Source organism: Terrabacter sp. Soil810 (genome assembly GCF_001429645.1).
Classification (GTDB): Bacteria; Actinomycetota; Actinomycetes; order Actinomycetales; family Dermatophilaceae; genus Terrabacter.
In genome coordinates, this window is the sequence record NZ_LMSW01000013.1 from 222,793 (window position 1) to 243,295 (window position 20,503).

21 protein-coding genes are annotated in these 20,503 nt (G+C 72.7%); 11 read left to right on the plus strand and 10 right to left on the minus strand.

Annotated elements, in window-relative coordinates; genetic code table 11:
* Positions 1-50: 50 nt before the first annotated feature.
* Together ASG96_RS17850 and ASG96_RS17855 are read right to left on the minus strand one after the other, a co-directional pair.
* Positions 51-563, minus strand: coding sequence for a hypothetical protein (locus ASG96_RS17850; RefSeq protein ID WP_056750866.1), 513 nt, complete (start codon positions 561-563; stop codon positions 51-53).
* On the minus strand, positions 560-898 hold the full coding sequence (locus tag ASG96_RS17855) for a VOC family protein (protein ID WP_056750863.1): 339 nt from the start codon (positions 896-898) through the stop codon (positions 560-562). The genes ASG96_RS17850 and ASG96_RS17855 overlap by 4 nt, the downstream gene beginning before the upstream one ends.
* 118 nt (positions 899-1,016) lie before the next feature.
* Between ASG96_RS17855 and ASG96_RS17860 the strand changes: the two genes are divergently transcribed.
* From ASG96_RS17860 to ASG96_RS17880, 5 genes are all read left to right on the plus strand, one after another.
* Positions 1,017-1,940, plus strand: a complete 924-nt coding sequence (locus tag ASG96_RS17860; protein WP_057588863.1) for a sigma-70 family RNA polymerase sigma factor — start codon at positions 1,017-1,019, stop codon at positions 1,938-1,940.
* Positions 1,941-2,015: 75 nt separating this feature from the next.
* On the plus strand, positions 2,016-3,017 hold the full coding sequence (locus ASG96_RS17865; RefSeq protein ID WP_235506347.1) for a patatin-like phospholipase family protein: 1,002 nt from the start codon (positions 2,016-2,018) through the stop codon (positions 3,015-3,017).
* Between the two features lie 118 nt (positions 3,018-3,135).
* On the plus strand, positions 3,136-4,155 hold the full coding sequence (locus ASG96_RS17870; protein ID WP_057588793.1) for a DNA polymerase IV: 1,020 nt from the start codon (positions 3,136-3,138) through the stop codon (positions 4,153-4,155).
* Between the two features lie 33 nt (positions 4,156-4,188).
* Positions 4,189-4,986, plus strand: a complete 798-nt coding sequence (locus ASG96_RS17875; protein WP_200962714.1) for an arylamine N-acetyltransferase — start codon at positions 4,189-4,191, stop codon at positions 4,984-4,986.
* Between the two features lie 58 nt (positions 4,987-5,044).
* A complete protein-coding gene (locus tag ASG96_RS17880) occupies positions 5,045-6,643 on the plus strand; it encodes an MFS transporter (protein ID WP_056750855.1) in 1,599 nt (532 codons plus the stop codon).
* 20 nt (positions 6,644-6,663) lie between these two features.
* Here ASG96_RS17880 and ASG96_RS17885 read toward each other — a convergent pair whose 3' ends face one another.
* The gene (locus ASG96_RS17885) at positions 6,664-7,071 is read right to left on the minus strand and encodes a VOC family protein (RefSeq protein ID WP_057588794.1); all 408 of its coding nucleotides are present in this window, start codon (positions 7,069-7,071) and stop codon (positions 6,664-6,666) included.
* A gap of 121 nt (positions 7,072-7,192) precedes the next feature.
* Complete coding sequence (locus ASG96_RS17890; protein WP_056750848.1) at positions 7,193-8,614, minus strand: triacylglycerol lipase; 1,422 nt, start codon at positions 8,612-8,614, stop codon at positions 7,193-7,195.
* A 171-nt stretch (positions 8,615-8,785) separates the two neighbouring features.
* On the opposite strand from ASG96_RS17890, the gene ASG96_RS17895 reads away from it, so the two are divergent.
* Complete coding sequence (locus tag ASG96_RS17895) at positions 8,786-9,418, plus strand: hemerythrin domain-containing protein (protein ID WP_057588795.1); 633 nt, start codon at positions 8,786-8,788, stop codon at positions 9,416-9,418.
* Positions 9,419-9,469: 51 nt separating this feature from the next.
* On the opposite strand, the gene ASG96_RS17900 is transcribed toward ASG96_RS17895, so the two are convergent.
* Positions 9,470-10,270 (minus strand): inositol monophosphatase family protein, encoded by an 801-nt coding sequence (locus ASG96_RS17900; protein ID WP_057588796.1) that lies wholly within the window; start codon positions 10,268-10,270, stop codon positions 9,470-9,472.
* 26 nt (positions 10,271-10,296) lie between these two features.
* Entirely contained in the window at positions 10,297-11,871 is a 1,575-nt protein-coding gene (locus ASG96_RS17905) for a helix-turn-helix transcriptional regulator (protein WP_157610984.1), read from the minus strand.
* Between the two features lie 492 nt (positions 11,872-12,363).
* On the opposite strand from ASG96_RS17905, the gene ASG96_RS17910 reads away from it, so the two are divergent.
* The 3 genes from ASG96_RS17910 (at position 12,364) to ASG96_RS17920 (ending at position 15,251) form a co-directional block, all read left to right on the plus strand.
* The gene (locus tag ASG96_RS17910) at positions 12,364-13,524 is read left to right on the plus strand and encodes a GNAT family N-acetyltransferase (RefSeq protein ID WP_057588865.1); all 1,161 of its coding nucleotides are present in this window, start codon (positions 12,364-12,366) and stop codon (positions 13,522-13,524) included.
* A 120-nt stretch (positions 13,525-13,644) separates the two neighbouring features.
* Positions 13,645-14,223: an SRPBCC domain-containing protein gene (locus ASG96_RS17915; RefSeq protein ID WP_057588798.1), complete on the plus strand. Its 579-nt coding sequence runs from the start codon at positions 13,645-13,647 to the stop codon at positions 14,221-14,223.
* Positions 14,220-15,251 carry an NAD-dependent epimerase/dehydratase family protein gene (locus ASG96_RS17920; protein ID WP_057588799.1) on the plus strand — a complete coding sequence of 344 codons (1,032 nt, stop codon included), beginning with the start codon at positions 14,220-14,222 and terminating at the stop codon, positions 15,249-15,251. The genes ASG96_RS17915 and ASG96_RS17920 overlap by 4 nt, the downstream gene beginning before the upstream one ends.
* 11 nt (positions 15,252-15,262) lie before the next feature.
* Here ASG96_RS17920 and ASG96_RS17925 read toward each other — a convergent pair whose 3' ends face one another.
* Positions 15,263-16,015, minus strand: coding sequence for an SDR family NAD(P)-dependent oxidoreductase (locus tag ASG96_RS17925; RefSeq protein WP_057588866.1), 753 nt, complete (start codon positions 16,013-16,015; stop codon positions 15,263-15,265).
* 289 nt (positions 16,016-16,304) lie between these two features.
* Here ASG96_RS17925 and ASG96_RS17930 point away from each other — a divergent pair, with 289 nt between their 5' ends.
* Complete coding sequence (locus tag ASG96_RS17930) at positions 16,305-16,670, plus strand: antitoxin (protein WP_057588800.1); 366 nt, start codon at positions 16,305-16,307, stop codon at positions 16,668-16,670.
* An 87-nt stretch (positions 16,671-16,757) separates the two neighbouring features.
* On the opposite strand, the gene ASG96_RS17935 is transcribed toward ASG96_RS17930, so the two are convergent.
* Genes ASG96_RS17935 through ASG96_RS17945 form a run of 3 tightly spaced genes read right to left on the minus strand, consistent with a single transcriptional unit; the run spans position 16,758 to position 19,545 of the window.
* On the minus strand, positions 16,758-17,657 hold the full coding sequence (locus ASG96_RS17935) for a DUF4097 family beta strand repeat-containing protein (RefSeq protein WP_057588801.1): 900 nt from the start codon (positions 17,655-17,657) through the stop codon (positions 16,758-16,760).
* 11 nt (positions 17,658-17,668) lie between these two features.
* A complete protein-coding gene (locus tag ASG96_RS17940; protein ID WP_056750824.1) occupies positions 17,669-18,310 on the minus strand; it encodes a response regulator transcription factor in 642 nt (213 codons plus the stop codon).
* A complete protein-coding gene (locus tag ASG96_RS17945; RefSeq protein WP_056750821.1) occupies positions 18,298-19,545 on the minus strand; it encodes a sensor domain-containing protein in 1,248 nt (415 codons plus the stop codon). Before ASG96_RS17945 ends, ASG96_RS17940 begins: the two co-directional genes overlap by 13 nt.
* Before the next feature lie 254 nt (positions 19,546-19,799).
* Between ASG96_RS17945 and ASG96_RS17950 the strand changes: the two genes are divergently transcribed.
* On the plus strand, positions 19,800-20,351 hold the full coding sequence (locus ASG96_RS17950; RefSeq protein ID WP_056750818.1) for a DoxX family membrane protein: 552 nt from the start codon (positions 19,800-19,802) through the stop codon (positions 20,349-20,351).
* The last annotated feature ends 152 nt before the right edge of the window (positions 20,352-20,503 follow it).

Genomic DNA, 20,503 nt, shown 5'->3' on the forward strand with positions numbered 1-20,503 from the left:
TGCGGTTGGCATGGGATCGACTGCGGCACAGTCGGATCCGGCGTGATGGCTCAGTCGGTCGATCCGAGCCATCGGCCGTCGCGCATCACGTCGCGACCACGCAGCTCGTTCTCCTCGCGCCAGGCCTGGATGCGGCTCGGGACGACCCGGAAGAAGAGGTAGGAACCGGAGGTCTCCCGGGGGTCGAAACCCGTCCGCTGGGCGAAACGGTCGGCCTCGGCCGGGTCGAGGTCGGCCGTCGGGACCACCCCGACCGACCCGTCGACCATGACGACGTCGCGTGTCCCGCCGAGCCCGATCCGCACCCCCGCGCCGGAGGCGAGACCCCTTCCCGCGACGCTGCGTTCGCCCGTCGCGAGCAGCAGCGTGCTCCCGTCCCAGTCGAACGACAGCGGGACCAGGTGCGGTGCGCCCGTCGCCGGGTCGGTCGTGGCGACCCAGCAGTCGATCTCGCGGCCCAGCAGGTCCCTCGTGTCGCGGACCCGCGCTGCGGTGGGGCGTGGCGGAGGAGGCGACGCGGGCACCTCGGCGGGCGGACGGCATACGTCGTCGGGGGCCGTCATCCCTGCATCACGCCGATCATGTTGCCGTCGGCGTCGGCGAGCACGGCCACGGTGCGTCCGCCACCGACGGCCGTCGGTCGCTGGCTGACCGTCGCCCCGGCCTCGGTGAGCGCCGCGACCGTCGCCTCGAGGTCGTCGACCGACCAGTAGGGCGTCGCCCCTGTGAGGCCCTTGCGGTGGCCGCTCGGGTCGAGGGCGATCTCCTGGCCGTCGACGTTGTAGCCGACGTAGTAGGACTCGTCGGTGTGCGGCTCGGTGCCGAGCAGCGTCGTGAAGACCTGCTTCGCGGCGGCGAGGTCGGCGACGGGGTAGATGAGAGTGTTCACAGCGGACATCGTGGTCTCCTGGGTGGTCGCGTGCTACTGGTGGTGGGGTGCCGAGCCGTTGGTGTCACATCGGGTGGTTTGGGCTCGTCAGTGCTATGACGGATCCCGAGTGGAGGATGTGACGACCATGGACGACGACACCCGCGAGCAGTGGCTCGCCCGCGACTTCGAGCAGCAGCGGCCGCGGCTGCGTGCGGTCGCCTACCGAGTGCTGGGCTCGGCGGCGGACGCCGACGACGCCGTGCAGGAGGCGTGGCTGCGGCTCAGCCGGAGCGACACGACCGAGGTCACCAACCTCGCCGGCTGGCTGACGACCGTCGTCGGGCGGATCAGCCTCGACATGCTGCGCTCGCGCAGCTCCCGGCGCGAGGACAGCTGGGACGCGGGGCTCGCCGAGCTCGTCGCGGGTGGGGCCGTGCGCACCGCCCCGACCCAGCCGACCCGACCGGCCCCCGACCCGGCCAGCGAGGTCGAGCTCGCCGACAGCATCGGTCTGGCCCTGCTCGTCGTGCTCGACACCCTCGCCCCCGCCGAGCGGCTCGCCTTCGTGCTCCACGACCTCTTCGGGATGCCGTTCGAGCAGATCGCCGACATCCTCGACCGCTCCCCCGCCGCCACCCGCCAGCTCGCGAGCCGGGCCCGCCGCCGGGTGCGCGACGCCGACGCCGACGCGGCCGCGCCCGCCCGCACCCGGCAGCGCGAGGTCGTCACGGCCTTCCTCACCGCGGCCCGGGGCGGCGACTTCACGGCGTTGCTCGAGATGCTCGACCCGGACGTCGTGCTGACCTCCGACGAGGCCGCTGTCGCGATGGGCTCGCCCGAGGTGCTGCGCGGGCCCGAGGCCGTGGCCCAGCGGTTCAACGGCGGCGCCAGGTCGGCGCGGCTCGCGGCCTTCGACGGCGGCATCGGTGCGGTCTGGACGCTGCGGGGCGAGGCCATGGTCGCGTTCCGCTTCACCGTCGACGACGACCGCGACATCGTCACCGGCATCGAGATGGTCGCCGACCGGGCGCGGCTGGACGCGATGGAGATCTGGTTCCTGACGTCCTGACCTCCTGGCCTGAACTCGTGACCTGACCTCGTGACCGGCGAGCGACCCCTCCGGGGGGCGGGCTATCGTCGGAGCGTGGCTGAGGGGATGCGTGCGGCGGTCGTGCTCGGGTCGGGCGGGGCGCGCGGCTACGCCCACATCGGGGCGCTCGAGGTGCTCGCCGAGCGCGGCTTCGAGGTTGTGTCGATCGCGGGCTCGTCGATGGGTGCGCTCGTCGGCGGCGTCGCGGCGGCAGGCAAGCTCGACGCCTACACCGAGTGGGCGCGGAGCCTGACCCAGCGCGAGGTGTGGCGCCTGCTCGACCTCAGCATCACCTCGCCCGGCGGCGCGATCCGCGCGGAGCGGATCATCGCGAAGGTCGGCGAGATCCTCGACGGCGCGACGATCGAAAGCCTGCCGATCCCCTACACGGCGGTCGCGACCGACATCAACGCACGCCGGGAGGTGTGGTTCCAGCGCGGACCCGTCGTGCACGCGATCCGGGCCTCGATCGCGATCCCGGGCGTCATCACGCCGGCGGTCATCAACGGACGGGTGCTCGTCGACGGCGGCCTCATCAACCCGATCCCCATCGAGCCGACCGCGGCGGCCAACGCGGACGTGACGATCGCGGTATCGCTGTCGGGGATGCGGGCCGCCGGCGGCCCGACGACGCCGGTCAAGGAGTCGTCGGAGGCCGTCCCGCGCGAGGAGTGGACGACCCGCCTGCGGCGCAGCGCGACCGACGTGCTCGAGTCCGAGCGCATCCGAGCCATCACGAGCCGCCTCGGCGGGCACGGCCGCGACCTCGACCACCACCAGACGATCCCGCCCGAGGCGATCGCCGACCTGCCCCCGACCCCGACCGAGGCGCTCGTCGTGCGCGCCGCCGACGTCGGGCTCGTCGACCTGCTCAACATGTCGTTCGAGACGATGAGCGCCCTTATCTCGCGCTACCGGATGGCGAGCAACCCTCCCGACGTGCTCGTCACCGTGCCCTCGAACGCCGTGAAGACCCTGGACTTCCACCGGGCTGCCGAGATGATCGAGCTCGGCCGCCAGCTGACGACCGAGGCCCTCGACCACGCCGGCTACTGAGCCCCGTTCATGAACCTGCGGATGAAACTGCATCCGGTGGGGTGATCACCACACCGGATGCCGGACCATCACGCACTTCACCCTGCGTTCTGTCGGTAGTCGGGCGGAGACTGTGCCCGTGGTGATCCTGCACGCCGATGCAGACGCGTTCTTCGCCTCGGTCGAGCAGCGCGATAACCCCGCGCTGCGCGGCCGGCCGATGGTCGTGGCCCACGAGGTCGTCGCGTGCCCGTCCTACGAGGCCCGCGCGCTCGGCATCCACGCAGGTATGCCGTTGCGCCAGGTCCAGCGGCGCTGGCCCCAGGTGCTCGTGACCGGCTACCGCTCGGAGGCCTACGAGGAGGCATCCGCACGGCTCTTCGAGGTGTTCCGCCGCTTCACGCCCCTCGTCGAGCCGGGCTCGGTCGAGGAGGCCTTCCTCGACGTGACGGGTCGCGACCGGGGCGACCCGCGCGGGATGGCCGCCGCCCTCCGCGCCGCCGCCAGAGCCGAGGTCGGGATCCCGGTCTCGGTCGGGGTCGGGCGCACCAAGCTGATGGCCAAGCTCGCCAGCCGGCGCGCCAAGCCCGACGGCCTCGTCGTCGTCGACGCCGAGCTCGAGGCACGCGTGCGACCTCGCCTGCGCCTCGACGAGCTCTGGGGTGTCGGGCCGACGACCTACGAAAAGCTTCACGCCGCAGGGCTGTTCGTCGTCGCCGACCTCCACGGCCTCGACGAGGACGACCTCAAGCGCCTCGTCACCACGGCCATGGCCCGCCGCCTCGTCTCCATCGCGAGCGGCACCGATGACGCGACGATCCGCCTTCCGGGACCGCGCCGTTCGGTGAGCGCGAGCCGGTCGCTGCCCGCGACCCGGACCCGGTCGAAGGTCGTCGCCGTGCTCGACGGCTGCATCGACCGTGCCGTCTCGCGCGTGATCGCGCTCGACGGGCCACCCCGCCTCCCCCGCCGGCTCGAGGTGCTCGTCCGCTACGACGACGGCACCCAGGTGCTCGAGCGCGGCCCCCTCGACGCGCCGACGGTCGACCCGGCCGCCCTGCGGACCGCGGCCGGGCACCTGCTCGAGCGGACGGCATACGAGTGGGACGGGCGCGGCGTGACGATGGTCGGGGTGACCCTGCCGCTCCCGACCCCTTGACCTCAAGCAGGCTGGAGGTCGCAGGATGACCGGGTGACCCCACCGACCACGGCCGACGCGCTGACCACGACGGAGGCGGCCGCCTACCTCGCGCGGATCGGCGCCACCGCCCCCGAGTCCCCGACCCTGGGCGCCCTCGCGTCGCTGCACCGGGCGCACCTGCTGACCGTGCCGTTCGAGAGCCTCGACATCTCGCTCGGCCGGCCGATCCGCCTCGACCGGGCGGCCCTGCTGGCCAAGGTCGTGGACGCCCGACGCGGCGGCTACTGCTACGAGCTCAACGGCCTCTTCGCCCTGCTGCTGCGCAGCCTCGGGTATGCCGTCGACCTCGTCTCCGCGCGCGTGGCCACCGCTGCCGGCGGGCTCACCGACGACTTCGACCACCTGGCGCTCGTGGTCGCGGGTGGGCGGCTCGAGGAGCCCGTGCTCGCCGACGTCGGCTTCGGTGACGGGTTCGTCGAGCCGCTGCCGCTGCGCGACGGCGTCGAACGCCGCGAGCGCGGGCACCTCGTCGGGCTCGTGCGGCGCGACGGCACGTGGGTCTCCCGCGAGCGCCGTGACGGCGAGGACTGGCGCGACGGCTTCGTCTTCACGACGACACCCCACCCGCTGAGCGACTTCGCCGCGCGCAACGAGTGGCAGCAGACCTCGGCCGAGAGCCACTTCACCCGGTCCCGGCTCGCGTCGGTGCTCACCCCGACGGGACGGGTCACCCTGAGCGGCGACCGGCTCATCACGACCACCCACGGCCGCCGCGAGGAGACCCGGCTCACCGACGAGGACGCCGTGCGGGCCGCCCTCGCCGACCACTTCGGCATCGTCCTCGATTGACCAACGCGTCCGGTCGACCTCGATAGACTCCGGACCATTCGGTGACCGAGAGGGAGACATGACGCAGAGTCCCGCCCCAGGATCGGATCCCGACGCCTCGGGGAGTCGCCGCCTGATGCTGCTGCTGGCCGCGGCGATGTTCGTCCTCGTGGTCGACACGTCGTTGATGAACGTGTCGATCTCCGCGGTCATCGTCGACCTCGACACGACGGCCAGCGGGGTGCAGTCCGCCATCGCGCTCGAGGCGCTCGTCTCGGCCGCGTTCATCCTCATCAACAGCAAGGTCGGCGACCTGATCGGGCGCAAGCGGGCCTATGTCCTGGGTCTGCTCGCGTATGCCATCGGGGCGCTCGCGATGACGCTCGCCCAGAGCCTCACGGCGATCATCATCTTCTGGGCGATCATCGGCGGGCTCGGCGCATCGTTGCTCCTGCCGGCCATGCAGTCTCTGATCCACGGCAACTTCGTCGGCACCGCGCAGAAGCAGGCCTACGCCCTCGTCGGCGCCTCGGCCGCCATCGCCGCCGCGATCGGTCCACTGCTCGGCGGCTTCGTCACCACCTACCTGTCGTGGCGGGTCGGGTTCGCGCTGGAGGTCGTCATCATCGTCGTCGTCCTGAGCCAGATCCGGCTGGTCCGCGATGTCGCATACACCGGTTCACGCAAGGTCGACGTGGTCGGCGCGGTCCTGTCCGTCTTCGGCATGGGAGGCGTGGTGCTGGGGATCCTCGTCTGGCAGGAGGGCGGTGAGTTCGTCGGCCTCCTCATGGCCGTCGGGGCCGTGGCTCTCGTGCTGCTGGCCCGGTGGCTCATCCGGCGCAAGCGCGCCGGGGCCGTGACCCTGCTCGACCCGGACCTGTTCCGTCATCCGAACTTCACGGCCGGTGTCTCGGGACAGCTGTTGCAGCAGGTCACCCTGGGCGGCGCGATGATCGCCCTCCCGCTCTACTTCCAGATGACCCTCGAGTACAACGCCCTCCAGTCCGGCCTGTCGCTCGCCCCCCTGTCGCTGACGATGTTCGGGGCGGCCCTCGTGGCCGGCAGGAAGGCCGGTGACCGGCGACCTGCCGCGATCATCCGCGTCGGCTTCGTCCTGAGCAGCCTCGGTGTCGCGATCATCATCCCGTTCGTCCCACGCGCCGACAGCGGGTGGTGGTTCGTGGTCCCGCTCGCGATCACCGGGTGCGGCCTCGGCCTGTTGGTGTCGCAGCTGAACAACTACACCCTCGCACCGGTCGAGGAGGAGCGGGTCAGCGAGGCCGCCGGAGTCAACTCGGCCGCCGGGTCCTTCGGCCTCTCCTTCGGTCTCGCCATGGCGGGCGGCCTCATGCTCGCCGCGCTGTCGCTCAGCTTCACCCAGCTGTCCGAGAGCAGTCCCGTCATCCCCGCCGCGCAGCAGCAGCAGATCGCCCAGGCCCTCGAGCACGACGCCGAGATCATGAGCAACAGCCAGCTCGAGCAGCAGATCTCCGGCCAGCCGGCCGAGGTGGAGGCCGAGGTGCTGGCCATCAACGACGAGGCCCGGAACCGCTCTCTCCAGATCGCCCTGCTGGTCCCGCTCCTGGCCGGCCTGCTGGGACTCGCCAACTCGTTCCGCATGCTGCGGCTGCCCGACCAGAAGCCCTCGACGTCCCTCGACGGACTCGACTTCGGCTGACGGTCGGAGGCCGCCGAGGCTCAGCCCCAGGCGTCCTCGGTCGGGCGGCACAGGCAGAACGGGTGGCCGGCCGGGTCGGCGTACACGCGGAACCCGCGCTCGGGTTCCGGCCGTGGCGGCTCGACGGGGTCGAGCGCCGTGCCGCCGAGGGCGAGCACCCGCTCGTGGGCGGCAGCGATGTCGACGACGACGAAGTCGAGGTGGGCCTGCTGCTGGCCTCGCGGCCAGTCGGGCGACTCGTGGTCGGGAGCGAGCTGGGTCGCGATGCGCGGGCCGTCCCACAGCACGTTGAACCAGTCGCCGTCCGGGTCGGCCTCGCCGCGGCCGCCGAGCAGGTCGGCGTAGAACTGCGCGACACCGGCTGGGTCGGCGCAGTCGAGCGCGACGCAGTCCCAGCCGATCGTCGATGCACTGCTCTCTGAGGTCATGCCCTCACTCAACCACCAGTCGCGGACACCAGGTCGCGCGCGAGGTCGCGCAGGACGTGTCGCTGGGGCGCAGCTGTGGCGCGATCAGGTGCAGGATCACGCGGACGACCAGGCGCGTTCCTCAGCGCGTCGGCTTCGGCCAGACGAGCGTCGTCGACGTGACCGGGCGCACCGTCGACGTGGGTCCCGAGCCGGTGACCGTGACGGTGTGCGTGCCGGCCGGCAGGTCGTCGAAGGTCGCGACGCCGTGGCCCTTGCGCAGCGCCGGCTCGGCCGTGGCGAGCACTTTGCCCTTCTCGCTGCTGACCGTCACCGTCACGGCCTTGTGCGGCGGGTCGGCGCCGAGGTCGTCCGACTCGAGGTCGAAGGCCACCTTGAGCGGCTGTCCGGCCGTGACGAGGTCGGGCACGACGGCGCGCACGTTCGTGTCGGTGATCTCCCGCCTCCGGACGGGCTTGGCGCTGAGGATCTCCTGAACCTGGTCGAGGACGAGCTGGTTGCACTGGAGGTTGGTGTGCTGGTCGGGCACACGCACGGCCAGGTTGGTGTCGAGCGCCTCGCCGAGACCCACCGCCCCGGTCAGCGGCACCGTGCCGTCGCCGAAGTCGTTGTCGGTGCCGAAGTCCTGGTAGGCCGTGGCCGTGCCGCCCGAGAGCTGGACCGTGGTCGCCGTCGGCTGTCGGATGCCGACGATCATGTGGGCCGACGTGTGGCTCTCCGGGCGGGTTGCCTCGGCGGCCTGGAGGTCGGTGTGGAAGGCCATCGCGTCGGCCACCATCGCCGTGCTGACGTTGGGCACCGACACCTCGGTCGTCTTCGCGTAGCCGCCGGCGTTGCTGATGCACGCGAACTCGGGCAGCAGCTGGAAGAGCGAGGGCATGCTGCGCGAGAAGTCCGTGAGGTCGATCGACAGCGGGCCGATGCCCTTCTTGACGCCGTTGACGAGCTGCGTGAGCGCGTCGGTGGCACCCCGCCACGGGGTGCCGAGGGTGATGAGCTTGCGGGTCACCTCGGCCCCGCCACACTTCTCGATGTACCAGCGGGCGACGAGCCCACCCATGGAGTGGCAGACGAAGACGACCTTCGCGTCGGCATACGCGCCACCCTGCGCCCGCAGCTGCTCGAGGGCGGGCTCGACGACGGTCTTGAGACGAGCGCCGTTGTAGCGGTTCGAGAGGCGCCAGTCGTAGGCGTACGTGATGAGCGTGGCCGGCTTGCCGCCGGTGCCCCGCTGGTAGCCCTGCTTCTCGAGGGCGCTGACGAGCACGTCGTAGCCGCGGATCGGCGTCCAGATGCCCGGCAGGACGTGGACGTCCGGCATGAGGGCCACCGGCTCGACGCCGTCACCCGGGTGGTCGTCGCCGATCCCCTCGGGCAGCACCTTCTTGAGGATGGACTGGCTACCCGTCAGCAGCTTCCACACCGCGCCCGCGCTGGGGGCCCAGATGAGGTTCTCGCTCGCCGGCGAGCCGTCGTCACCCCGGACCCCGAGCGTGCTGCCGGTGATCCCCGGAAGCACCACGACCAGGTCGTTGCTCGTCATGCGGACCCACCACCCATCCTGCGTCGCTGAAGCGCGTCGGTGAACTCTCCCGACCAACGGTGGCACCAGCCGGGGCCGGTGATACGCGAAACGGCCAAGCCCGCGACGTCCAACGGGTATGGATGCGGCACAGTGGATCCGGAACCCGCCGGACGACAGAGAGGCCCTCCCGTGGACATCACCGACGTCATCCTCCGCCAGCACGACGAGCAGCGACGGATGTTCGCCGTGCTCGAGGAGTGGCCGCGCGACGACCACGAGGGCCTGGCCGCGGTCTGGAAGCGGCTCGAGATCCTCCTCGAGACGCACGCCGAGGCCGAGGAGCTCTACTTCTACCCGGAGCTGCTGCGCATCGGCACGGGCGGCGCCGACGCCGAGTCCGTCGACGAGGAGGTCGAGGACGCCGTCAAGGACCACAACGACATCCGCAAGTCGGTGCGCAAGGTGGGGCGCTGCCGCACCGGCTCCGACGCGTGGTGGACGGCGGTCGTCGACGCCAACGTCCACAACAGCGACCACATGGGCGAGGAGGAGCGCCAGGACCTCGCCGACTTCCGGCAGCGCGCGAGCCTCGAGCTGCGCCACGAGATCGCCGTGCAGTTCCTGCGCTACGAGGCGGTGCGCTGGGCCGAGGGGATCACCCCGAAGGACAAGGACCCCGAGCGCTACGTCGCCGCGAGGAAGACGACGAAGGCGTCGGCCACGGCGAAGAAGGCCGCTCGCGACGCGCGGAAGGCCGCCAAGACCGCGCCCGCCCGCGCGGCAGGCTCGAAGAAGGCGTCGGCGGCGGCCTCCGAGGAGTGACTGGCCGGTGAGCCGGTACCGGAGCCGCGGGCGTGCCACGTCAGCGGCGGGTCAGGGCAGGTGGGCGCTCGAGGCGAGCGCACGGCATACGTGGTCGTATGCCGTGGGGCTGCCGGCGGCGACGAGCCCCGGGGGCGCGGTGTCGCGGGGTGAGTAGACGACGCCCTCGGTCGTGCCGAGCAGACCACCGGCCTCGGCGAGCAGGAGCGAGCCGGGCACGTGGTCCCACGGAGCGGCGGACGCGTAGAGGATGTAGTCGGCCTCGCCCTCGACGAGCTTGGGGTAGTCGATGCCGCACGAGACCCACGTCAGCGTCATCGGCTCGAGGCCGTGGAGCGCCTGGCCGATCCACTTCCGGCGTGACGTGCGGCCCCGGAGGCCCGCGGCGGGTGGGTCGGGGATCGTGAGGCGACGCGACCCGTCGGCGTCGTGGCGCCAGGTTCCTGCTCCGCGCTCGGCGACGAAGCCGACCTCGTGCTGTGGCTGCCAGATCCACGCCCGCACGGCCTCCCCGGCCACGGTCTCGGCGACCATGACGGCGTGGTCCTTGGAGCCGTGGACGAAGTTCTTCGTGCCGTCGACGGGGTCGACCGTGAACGCGTGGTCCGCGGCGGCATACCGCTGCATGAGCGCCGGGTCTCCGGCGAAGGTCTCCTCGCCGAGCACGACGGCGTCGGGGTAGGCGGCGACCAGGGCGGCGGTGATGAGCACCTCGGCCTCGCGGTCGGCGTCGGTCACGAGGTCGCCGGGACGCTTCTCGTGGATCTCGCCGGCCGCCAGCGCCCGGAACCGCGGGTTGATGACCTCGTCGGCCACGCCCTTCAGGAGGGTCAGCACCTCGTCCGTCTGCACGCCCCCAACCTATCGACCCCGCCCCGTCACCGCTCCGGCCGCAGGTGCTCGGGCACGTCGAGCCACCAGCCGAGCGTGGCGCGGGCCTGCTCGGCCATCGCGAGCGGGTCACGCCCCGACACGGGCAGGGCGTCGACGAGGGCGGCCACGAGGTCGTAGCGGCCTCGCATGCCGAGGGCGTAGACAAGGCCACGGAGCAGCTGGGCGTCGGGCTCGCCGCCGCCGGTCGCGACCAGCCCGGCGATCCGCCGGGCGACGGCCTCCTCGCGCTCCTCCCGCCGCCGGCCGGCCGGCTCCAGCGTGTTGCCCACGACGTAGCCGGCCTCCTTGGCGACGTCGGGTGCCGAGGCGGGCGACAGCGCGACCCGCTCGAAGAGGTCGAGGTCCTCGGCCTGGCCCATCCACGTCAGCACGGTGAGGCTCTCGTGCGCGGCGACGTGGTCGTGCCGCGCGAGGGCGTCGGCGAAGGCCGCGGCGTGGACCCGGCCGATGATCCGGCTCTGCGGCGAGAGCATGAGGATGCCGAGCGCGTAGGCCCGGTCCTCCTCGTTGGTCTCGCCGAGCGCCGTCTGCAGCAGCTCGCCGAGGATCGGCTCGTGGGCGGCCGCGTGCCCGTCGGCCGCCTCGAGCTCGCCCCGGATCCGCAGGTGGGCCTCGCGGATCGCCTGCGTTGTGATCGCCCGGCCGTTGCGGACGATCGAGGCCGCGGCCCGACGGTCCTCGGCCGTGAGACCCGTCGCGACGCGGTGGCCCTCGGGCCCCAGCGTGCGCACGAGGTTGGCGGCGCCGCGGTGCACGAGGTAGGGGTGCGAGGGGTCGCGCAGGTGCTGGACCGCGAGCCGGACGGCGTCGAGACGCGCCTCGGGGTCGAGGCCGGTGCCGCGCACGAGCGTCGTCAGCACGCTGAGGCAGGCCCGCAGCGAGCTGGCGTTGGTCGGCTCGCGCAGCTGTCCGATGAGGACGGAGAAGCCGCGCGGGGCCTCCATGAAGCGCAGCAGGCCCAGGGTGTCGACGTAGAACTGCGCGTCGGGCCGGCCCACCACCTCGGCGGCCAGCGCGGCGACGACGCCGGCGCTGCGGGGGTGCCCGGCCAGGCGGGCCATGGCCTCGGCACGCTGCACGTAGTCGAGGTCCAGCCCGAGGCTGACCTCCTGGAGGAGCCGGCGGATCAGTCCCTCCCAGTCGCCGGCTCGCACCATGGCGTGGGGCATCCGGCCGAGGTGGTCGGAGAGCCGGTCCCAGTCGAGCCCGCTCATCCGTTCGTCGGCGAGCGCCCGCTCGAGCAGGTCGAGGGTGCCGTCGACGTCGGGCGGGGTCGGCGGTGGGAGCGTGGCGGCCGGGCGCACGGGCTGGTGGGAGCGCGAGAAGAGGTCGACGGCGGCGAGCAGCTGGCCGTCGGGCAGGTCGAGCACGGTCTCGTAGCGGCGCACGAGCGACCGCGTCAGCTCGACGCGGCCGTTCTCCCAGCGGCCGACCTGGGACCGGTGCACCGGCTCGGCCCGCCCCGCGCCGTGGGCGAACGCCGCCGCGCTGCGCAGGGCGGGGTCGGTGGCCTGGAGGCGGGCGTTGCGCAGCACCCACTGCACCTGCTCGTTCAACACGAGGACACCCCGGCGTGAAGCCCTGTTGCGCGCGGCGCCCGCGTGCGCAACAGGGACGCGTCACGGCCCACGACCTTCGTATCGTGACGACTGGCACCGGTGGGCCGGGGCGGGAGTCGAGGCCAGGGGGAGACTTCCGCCCCACCACCGGCCTGTCGTCGCTCCGAGAGCGCCGGGCATGGCGCGCCCCCCTCGACCCCTGTCACCACGGCAACCCTTCCTCGCGTCGGGAGCCGGTCGGCTCCCCACGCATCCTCCCCCGAGTTGCGTCGTCCAGGGCGGCCCGCAACGCGTGTTCGTCCGGACGACCCATTGGGTACGGTAGAGGCCGGTACGCAGCCTGTGGAGGGGAAGCGGGCCTTTGGACCGGGAGCCGGCACGCCGGCTCCCGGTCCTCTCTCGTTCCCGGGCACGTCCCTGGAGGTCTGCGCTACCGCGCCGGCACCCGGAATCGTCGTGACGGGGCCGTATGCCGGCTGGCAGGCTGACGCCGTGACCGATGCCTCCCAGCCGCCCGCCGTTCACCCCCTGACCGACGGCGTCGTGACGCTGCGCGCCCACTCCGTCGACGACGCCGAGGCGATCGTCGAACAGAGCACCGACCCCGAGAGCCTGCGGTGGACGACGGTGCCCCGGCCCTATTCCGCCGAGGACGCCGTGACCTTCGTCGAGGGCAACCTCGCCGCCTGGGGCGAGGCCGGCGCCAGGCGCTCGTGGGCGATCGAGTGGACCGACGAGACGGGTGCGGCCCGCTACGCCGGCACCATCGACCTGCGACCCGGCGCCGCAGCCTCCGTCGGTGAGCTCGGCTTCGGGCTGCACCCGGATGCGCGTGGCCGGGGCCTGATGTCGCGCGCCGTCCGGCTCGTCGTCGACCACGCCTTCGCGACACCGGTCTGGGGCGTCCCGGTCCGTCGCGTGCACTGGCGGGCGGTCGTCGGCAACTGGGGCTCGCGACGAGCCGCGTGGGCCGCGGGCTTCACCTTCCACGGCACCATCCCGGCCAGCCACCCGGACCCCGAGGGCGGCTCCGAGGCGCTCGACACGTGGACCGGCAGCATCACCCCGGGCGACCCGCTCACGGCGCAGACGCCGTGGTTCGCCGCGACGCCGACCCAGGGCGACCGGGTCCGGCTGCGCCCCTGGCGGCCCGAGGACGTCGACGCCATCGAGCTGCGCGACGACCCCGTGCACTGGATGCCGTCCCGGTCGGTCCTGCGCCGCGAGACCTTCCCGGCCTGGCTGCTCACCCGGCAGGAGCGGATGTCCGAGGGCACGGCCATCGACTGGTGCGTCGCCGACCTCGACACCGACCGCGCCCTCGGCGGCGTCACCGTCTTCAGCCGCGGCGGGGCCATCACCGACACGGCCGAGCTGGGCTACCAGTTCTTCCCCAGCGCCCGCGGTCGCGGCGCCGCCAAGGAGGCCGCCCGGCTCGCCGTCGCCCACGCCCTGGCCCCGACGAGCGAGGGCGGTCTCGGCCTGCGCCGCCTCGTCGCCGAGACGGCGGCCGACAACGCGGCGAGCAACGCCGTGCTCCGGTCGGTCGGCTTCGTGGAGTTCGGTCGGGAGCACGCCGTGGACCGGGTCACCGACGGCGGCTGGGGCGACGGCCTCTACTGGGAGCTGCTGCCCTCCGGCGCCGGCGACTGAGGGGCCACCGGCCCACGCCCTGGACCGGGCCGCCTCTGCCGCGGGCCGTACGGGTATGCCACGGTGGACGAAGCGCCGCCGGCCACCCACCGGGCGGCGCGGCCGACGGGAGGACACGCGATGAGACTCGGGCACGAGCAGGAGCTCGACGCACCGCGCGACGTGGTCTGGGCGCACTTCATGGACCTGCGCCGGATCGGCCGGTGCTTCCCGGGCGCGAAGGTCACCGAGGTCGACGGCGACGACTTCGTCGGTGAGATCAAGGCCAAGCTCGGGCCGCTGTCGATGTACTTCGACGGCACCGGCTCGATGGTCGAGCGCGACGAGGACGCCGGTCGCGCGCGCCTGACGGCCTCGGGCCAGGAGCGGCACGGTCTCGGCAGGGCGACCATCGACATCACGCTCACGCTGCACCCCGTCGACGCGGACGGCGACGACGACCGGGACGGCGACCGCACCCGGGCGCACCTCGTGACCGACCTCGTCTTCCTCGGCTTCCCGATGGACTTCGGCACCGGCCTCGTCCAGCGCGCGTCCGACCCCCTCATCGAGCGGTTCCTCACGTGCATGTCCGTGTCCGGCCCCGTCCCGGACGCCGAGGCCGAGGCCGACGACGATAGCTCGCTCGACCTCGTCCGCTCGGCCACCGACCTCTTCGGCTCCCTCCGGCGCGACCGGCGCGAGCGCAAGCGCCGATGAGGGTCGCCGTCGTCGGCGCGAGCGGCTACGTCGGCTCACGCCTCGTGCCCGAGCTGCTCCGTCGCGGCCACGACGTCGTGGCGACCCACCACCGGAGCCCGGCGACGGCGTACCCGTGGTCGGCTGACGTCGCGTGGCGGCGCGTCGACGTCCACGACGAGGACCGCGTCGTCGAGGCCCTCGAGGGCGTCGACGCGATCTGCTACCTCGTGCACGGTCTCGACTCCGACGACTTCATGCAGCGCGACCGGCAGGCCGCCGACAACGTCGCGTATGCCACGGGCGTCGTGGGCGCGGGCCGCCTCGTCTACTTCTCGGGGATCGTGCCCGACCTGCCCGCCGACGAGCTCTCGGACCACCTGCTGTCGCGGCTCGAGGTGGAGGAGATCCTCGCGACGGCGGACTGCCCGGTGCTGACGCTGCGCGCGTCGATGGTCGTCGGGGCCGGCTCGACGAGCTTCGAGGTGATGCGCCAGATGTCCACCCGGCTCGGGGTCGTGCAGACGGTGCCGGCGTGGATGGGTAGCTCGGTCATCCAGCCGGTCGCCGTCGCGGACGCGGTGTGGTTCCTCGCCGAGGCGGTCGAGCGGCCCGACGTGACGGGACACCTCGACGTCGTCGGCCCCGACCGCCTCAGTTACGTCTCCCTCCTCCGGACGTATGCCGCCCGCGCCTGCCTGCTGCGCGTGCAGGTCCCCGTATGGCTCGCGCCCGTCGAGGCGGTCGCCCGCGTGGCGGGCGCCCTCGTCGACGTCCCGAGCGGCACCGTGGAGTCGCTCATCCCGAGCCTCGGGCACGACATGGTCGCCGAGCGTGACGCGGCCGACGTGCTCGGCGAGCCCCCGGGGGGACGGCTCGGGGTCTCCGACGCGGTGTCCCGGTCGCTCGCGACGACGCGGGCGGGCGACGGCGCGCCGGACGGCGCCGCCGTCGACGGTGACCCCCAGGCGCCGTCGGTGGGCGACCCGTCGTGGGCCCGGCACCGGACGGCGCTCGACTGGGCCTGGTCGAGCGCCCGCGGACGCTAGCGGGCCATCGGTCAGCGGGCCATGTAGCCGCCGTCGATGTAGAGCTCGAGGCCGGTGACGAACGCCGCGTCGTCGCTCACGAGGTAGGCGACGCCGGCCGCGATCTCGTCGGGCTGCCCGAGGCGACCCATCGGGGTCAGGTCGATCATGGCCTGCTCGAAGGGGGTCCCCCGCGCGCCGTCGAGGATCGGGGTGTCGACGAAGCCCGGGTGGATCGAGTTGACCCGCACGCCCTCGGTCGCCCAGTGCAGCGCGACGTTCTTCGTCAGCGTCCGCACCGCGCCCTTCGCCGCGTGGTAGGCGGGCGAGGTGCCGAAGCCGCCGCTCGTGCCGAAGATCGAGCTGATGTTGACGACCGCGCCGTGGCCCGAGGCCTTGAGCTGGTCGGCCGCCGTCTTCATGCCGAGGAAGACGCCGGTCTGGTCGATGGCGATGGTGCGCTCCCAGTCGGCGAGGCTCGTGTCCTCGATGGGCAGCAGGTCGCCCATGCCGGCGTTGTTGACGAGCACGTCGAGCGCGCCGAACTCCTCGACCGCCTTGGCGACGGCGGCCTCCCAGTCGGCCTCGCTCGTGACGTCGTGCCGGAAGAAGTCGACCGTGCCTCCCGAGGACCGGATCTCGTCGGTCGTCGTGGCCCCGAGGGCCTCGTTGACGTCGGTCAGCAGGACCGCTGCGCCCTCGTCGGCGAGACGCCGCGCCGTGGCCTTGCCGATGCCGCTCGCCGCGCCCGTCACCAGTGCCACGCGTCCGTCGAGTCGCTTCATGGTGATCACTCCAGTTCAGTTGTGGGGCAGGCAGTCCGCCTGCTCCTCAAGTCTCCGCCCGGCGTGCCGGGAGCGCAGTTCCCCCGGTCACAGAAGCGCCGACGTGACCGACGAGACAGTGGCGACGGCACGTCCCGGGACATGTCGGACATGCCGCCCACGGCCCGGGCAATCAGGGTCGATCGGGGTCGATCTCGGGGTCGACCCCGGTTGCGGCGGACCACCGTCGGGTATGAGTGTGGATGCAGTGAGCCGACGTGGGTCGGCCAGTGCGAGACGAGGAGACACCGTGTCATTCGGTGAGCAGCTGAAGAACAAGGCGGACGAGGTCCACCTGCAGGAGAAGGCCAAGGACTTCGGCGACGCAGTCGTCGAGATGGCCAAGGCCGTGATGTCGGTCGCCGCCGGCTACGCCCACGAGAACCGTGGCAAGGTCGACGGGGCCCTCGACAAGGCCGAGGCCAAGATCGACGAGAGGACCAGCGGCAAGCACGCCGACACCGTGACCAAGGTCCGTGCCTCGGTCGACAAGGGCATCGACAAGCTCGTCGAGCACCACGACAAGGCGGCTCCTCCCACCCCCACCGCCTCTGGCGTGCCCGACGACAAGCACGCCGCCTTCGACGAGGACACCCCAGCCGGCAACCCCACCTGAGCCGGCACCTCCCAGGGCCGTATGCCGCCGAACCCCCTCGGCGGCATACGGCTTCATCGTGTGCCGGGGTGCGGGGCTGCGGGCCGGTCAGCGGTAGTCGACGGCGATGTCGCCAGAGCCGGTCCGGATCCGCAGGGTGGACGTGCTGTCCGGGTTGGTCGGGACGCTGACCTCTGTGTCACCGGACCCCGTCTCGGTGTTCACGGCATAGACGGTGTGCTGCGGCAGGCGCACCGCGACGTCCCCAGAGCCCGCGCTGATCGACACGGGCGAGGCCGCCGTCGCGAGCGCGAGGTCGATGTCGCCGCTGCCGGTCTTGGCCGTGAGCGTCGAGGCCGCGAGGTCCGAGCCCTCGACGTCACCCGAGCCGGCGTCGAGGCTGACGCCACCGAGTGCCCCGCTCACGCTGATGTCGCCGGAGCCGTTGCGCACCGTCACGGTCGTCGCGTCGGGGACGGTGACGACGTAGTCGATCGAGCACGACGACAGGAACGCGCCGTCGCACCCGGCGTCGATGGTCAGGTTGCCACCGGCCCACGTCTCCTTCGGCGCCGGCTGAGACGCGCCGGGCCCCCAGCTGAGGTGGCGCTCGACGTGGACGGTCCCCGACGGGGCGCCACCGCGGACCTCGACGTCGCTCGACCCGCCCGCGAAGGTCAGCTCGCTCACGTCCTGGTGGTAGGTCTGCTGCTCGTCGGCGCTGCGCCAGAGCCCGCCGGTGGCCGCGCCCCATGTCGTGACGCCCGCGACGCTCGCCAGCACGAGCGTCGCGCCGAGCCCGGCGACCAGCCACCCCGCGCGTGCCGACGGGGCAGGCGTGGTCGGGTGCTCGCCCGCACCGCGCGCCCCGGGGGTCGTCCCCTCGACCGGCTCGGTCGTCAGGGTGGGCCGCAGCCAGGAGTCGCCGTAGGGCTCGGCGCCGGGCACCGCGTCACCGTGGACGCGGTCGTCGGGGACGGAGGTGGGAGTGGGGTCGTGCATGGACATGGGTGGGTCCCCTATTCCGAGAGGTACTGGAGAACGGCCAGGACGCGGCGATGGTCACCGGCCGTCGTCGGCATGTCGAGCTTGGTGAAGATGGCGTTGACGTGCTTGGCGATCGCGCTCTCGCTGACGTGCAGGGCCCGGGCGATGCCGGTGTTGGAGCGGCCCTCGGCCATGAGCGAGAGCGTCTCGCGCTCACGGTCGGTGAGGCGCTGGAGCGGGCTCTTGTCGCGGCGGAGCAGCAGCTGCGCCACGACCTCGGGGTCGAGCGCGGTGCCACCGTCGGCGACCCGGCGCAGTGAGTCGACGAACTCGTCGACGTCGGCGACGCGGTCCTTGAGGAGGTAGCCGACGGCCGAGGTGGTGCTGGCGAGGAGGTCGGCGGCATACCGCTCCTCGACGTACTGGCTGAGGATGAGCAGGGCCACGTCGGGCCACTGGGCGCGGATGACGAGCGCGGCGCGCAGCCCTTCGTCGGTGTGGCTCGGCGGCATCCGCACGTCGAGCAGGGCGAGGTCGGGCTGGTGCCGCTCGACGGCGACGAGCGCGGCCTCGGCGTCGCCGACGGCCTCGACGACCTCGATGCCGTTGGCTGCGAGCAGGCGGATCAGCCCGTCCCGCAGGAGGATCGAGTCCTCGGCGATCACGACACGCACGGCATCTCCGCCCTGAGCACGGTGGGACCGCCGACCGGGCTGGTCACGGTGAGGGTGCCGTCGACGGACGCCACCCGGTTGGTCAGTCCGGTGAGTCCGGATCCGGCGCCGGTCGTGGCACCACCCCGGCCGTCGTCGCTGACCTCGACGACGAGACGGTGTGCGTCCGAGGTGACCCGGACCGCGGCCCTCGTGGCTCCCGAGTGCCTGGCGACGTTGGTCAGGGCCTCCGACACGACGAAGTAGGCGACGGCCTCGAGGGTCCGCGGGGGACGCTGGGCGAGGAGGACGTGCAGGCTCGTCGGCACCGGCGAGCGGGCCACGATCCCCGAGAGCGCTGCGTCGAGCCCCCGCTCGTCGAGGACTGCCGGGTGCAGGCCGCGGACGAAGCCGCGCAGCTCGGCGAGCGCCTGCTTGGCCTCGTCGTGCGCCTCCTCGATGGCCCGTCGCGTCGCGGGCGGCGCGTCAGGGGCCAGCGCGGAGCGAGCCATGCCGAGGTTGAGCGCGAGGGAGGTGAGGCGCTGCTGGGCTCCGTCGTGGAGGTCGCGCTCGATGCGGCGACGTTCGGCGTCGGCGGCGTCGATGACCCCGGCGCGCGTCTGCTCGAGGGCGGTCACCCGCGGCGACAGCTGCTCGCCCCGGGTCTGGCCGAGCATCGGCCGCAGGATCGCGATGTCGAGCGCGGAGAGCCAGCGAGCGGCTCGTGGGGCGATGGCGAGGAGGCCGAGGCCGACGGCGGTCGACACCCAGATGCGGCCGACACCCTGGAGGAGGCCGCCGGGCAGCGCGACCACCTCGGGGCTGATCCGCGACCACAGCGGGGAGGTCACGAGCACGAGGCCACCGCCCCAGCAGAACGCCACGAGCCCGGCAGAGGCCGCGAGCAGGGTGGGTCCCACGAACGCGTGGTAGGCCAGCTGTCGCCAGGTCGTCGCCCGGCCCAACCGGGCCAGCCAGCCGCGCCAGCCCGGCTCGGCCCCGCTCGCTGGCGCGTCGACGACGACGCCGAGGAGCGCGGCGGCGCGGGCCCGGTGCCAGCGGCTCAGACCCTCCGACGCCAGGAGCAGCAGCCCGACGAACGCGACCCCGACGACGACGACGAGCAGTCCCGTCGCGAGGCTCGCGAGCGTCCACATGACCGGCGCCGCCAGGGCACCGACGACACCGCCGAGCACGACGTATGCCGTGTGGCGAGGGGCGAGGCGCCGCTCGACGCGGCTGCGGATCGTGGTCACGCGACCACGGTAGGGGTCGTCAGGGGCCCGGGACCATGACGTTCGTGACCCTCCGGGGGTGGAGAAAAGTACAGGTGGTCGGGAATCCGCTTCCATGTCAATCGAATTGATGTCATCGACGATCGGGTCCGATTTGCCCGCGTCGGGTCCTGTTTGGTCTAGGTAGATCGACTCAACCCGGCGGCGCGGCGTATCTTCCGGCGGCCCTGCTCCATCTGAGGTCTCGACAGTTTCGACTTCAAGGAGCAACCACCATGTCGCAGTACGTCCTCGACCGGCCCGGCGAGTCCGGGCCCCACCGATCCATCCCGTCCACCCGCCTCGGCTCCCTCCGGGGGACCGTCACGGGTGTGGCCGTCTCGGCCGTCGACCGCCTCCAGGCGTTCCTCGTGGCCTACAGCCTCCAGGCCCTGCGGATCAGCCTCGGGCTGGTCTTCCTCGGCTTCGGCGTCATCAAGTTCGTCCCGGGCCTCAGCCCGGCCGAGGCCATCGCCTCGGCGACGATCGACCGTCTGACCCTCGGCCTCGTCTCGGGCCACACCGCGGTGCTGCTCACCGCCGTCACCGAGACGGTCATCGGCCTGACGCTCGTCACCGGCAAGTTCCTGCGCGTCGGCATCGTCGTCCTCGGCGGAGCCCTCATCGGGATCATGTCGCCGCTCGCGCTCTTCACGGCCGAGCTCTTCCCGCACGGCCCGACGCTGATGGGCCAGTACGTCCTCAAGGACATCGTCCTGGCCGCGTCGGCCCTCGTCGTCGCCGCCTACGCCCTCGGCGCCCGGCTGCACGCCGGCTCGGACGACTGAGGACGACCGACCGACGCGAGGTGCCCACTCGAGGCAAGCAGTCGTTCGAGTGGGCACCTCGCCGGTACCTCGTCCGGTCTCGCCCCATCCCGAACCCGCCCATCCGCCCGTGGCCCGGGCGCCTTCACCCACATCACCCCGAACCCCGGAGG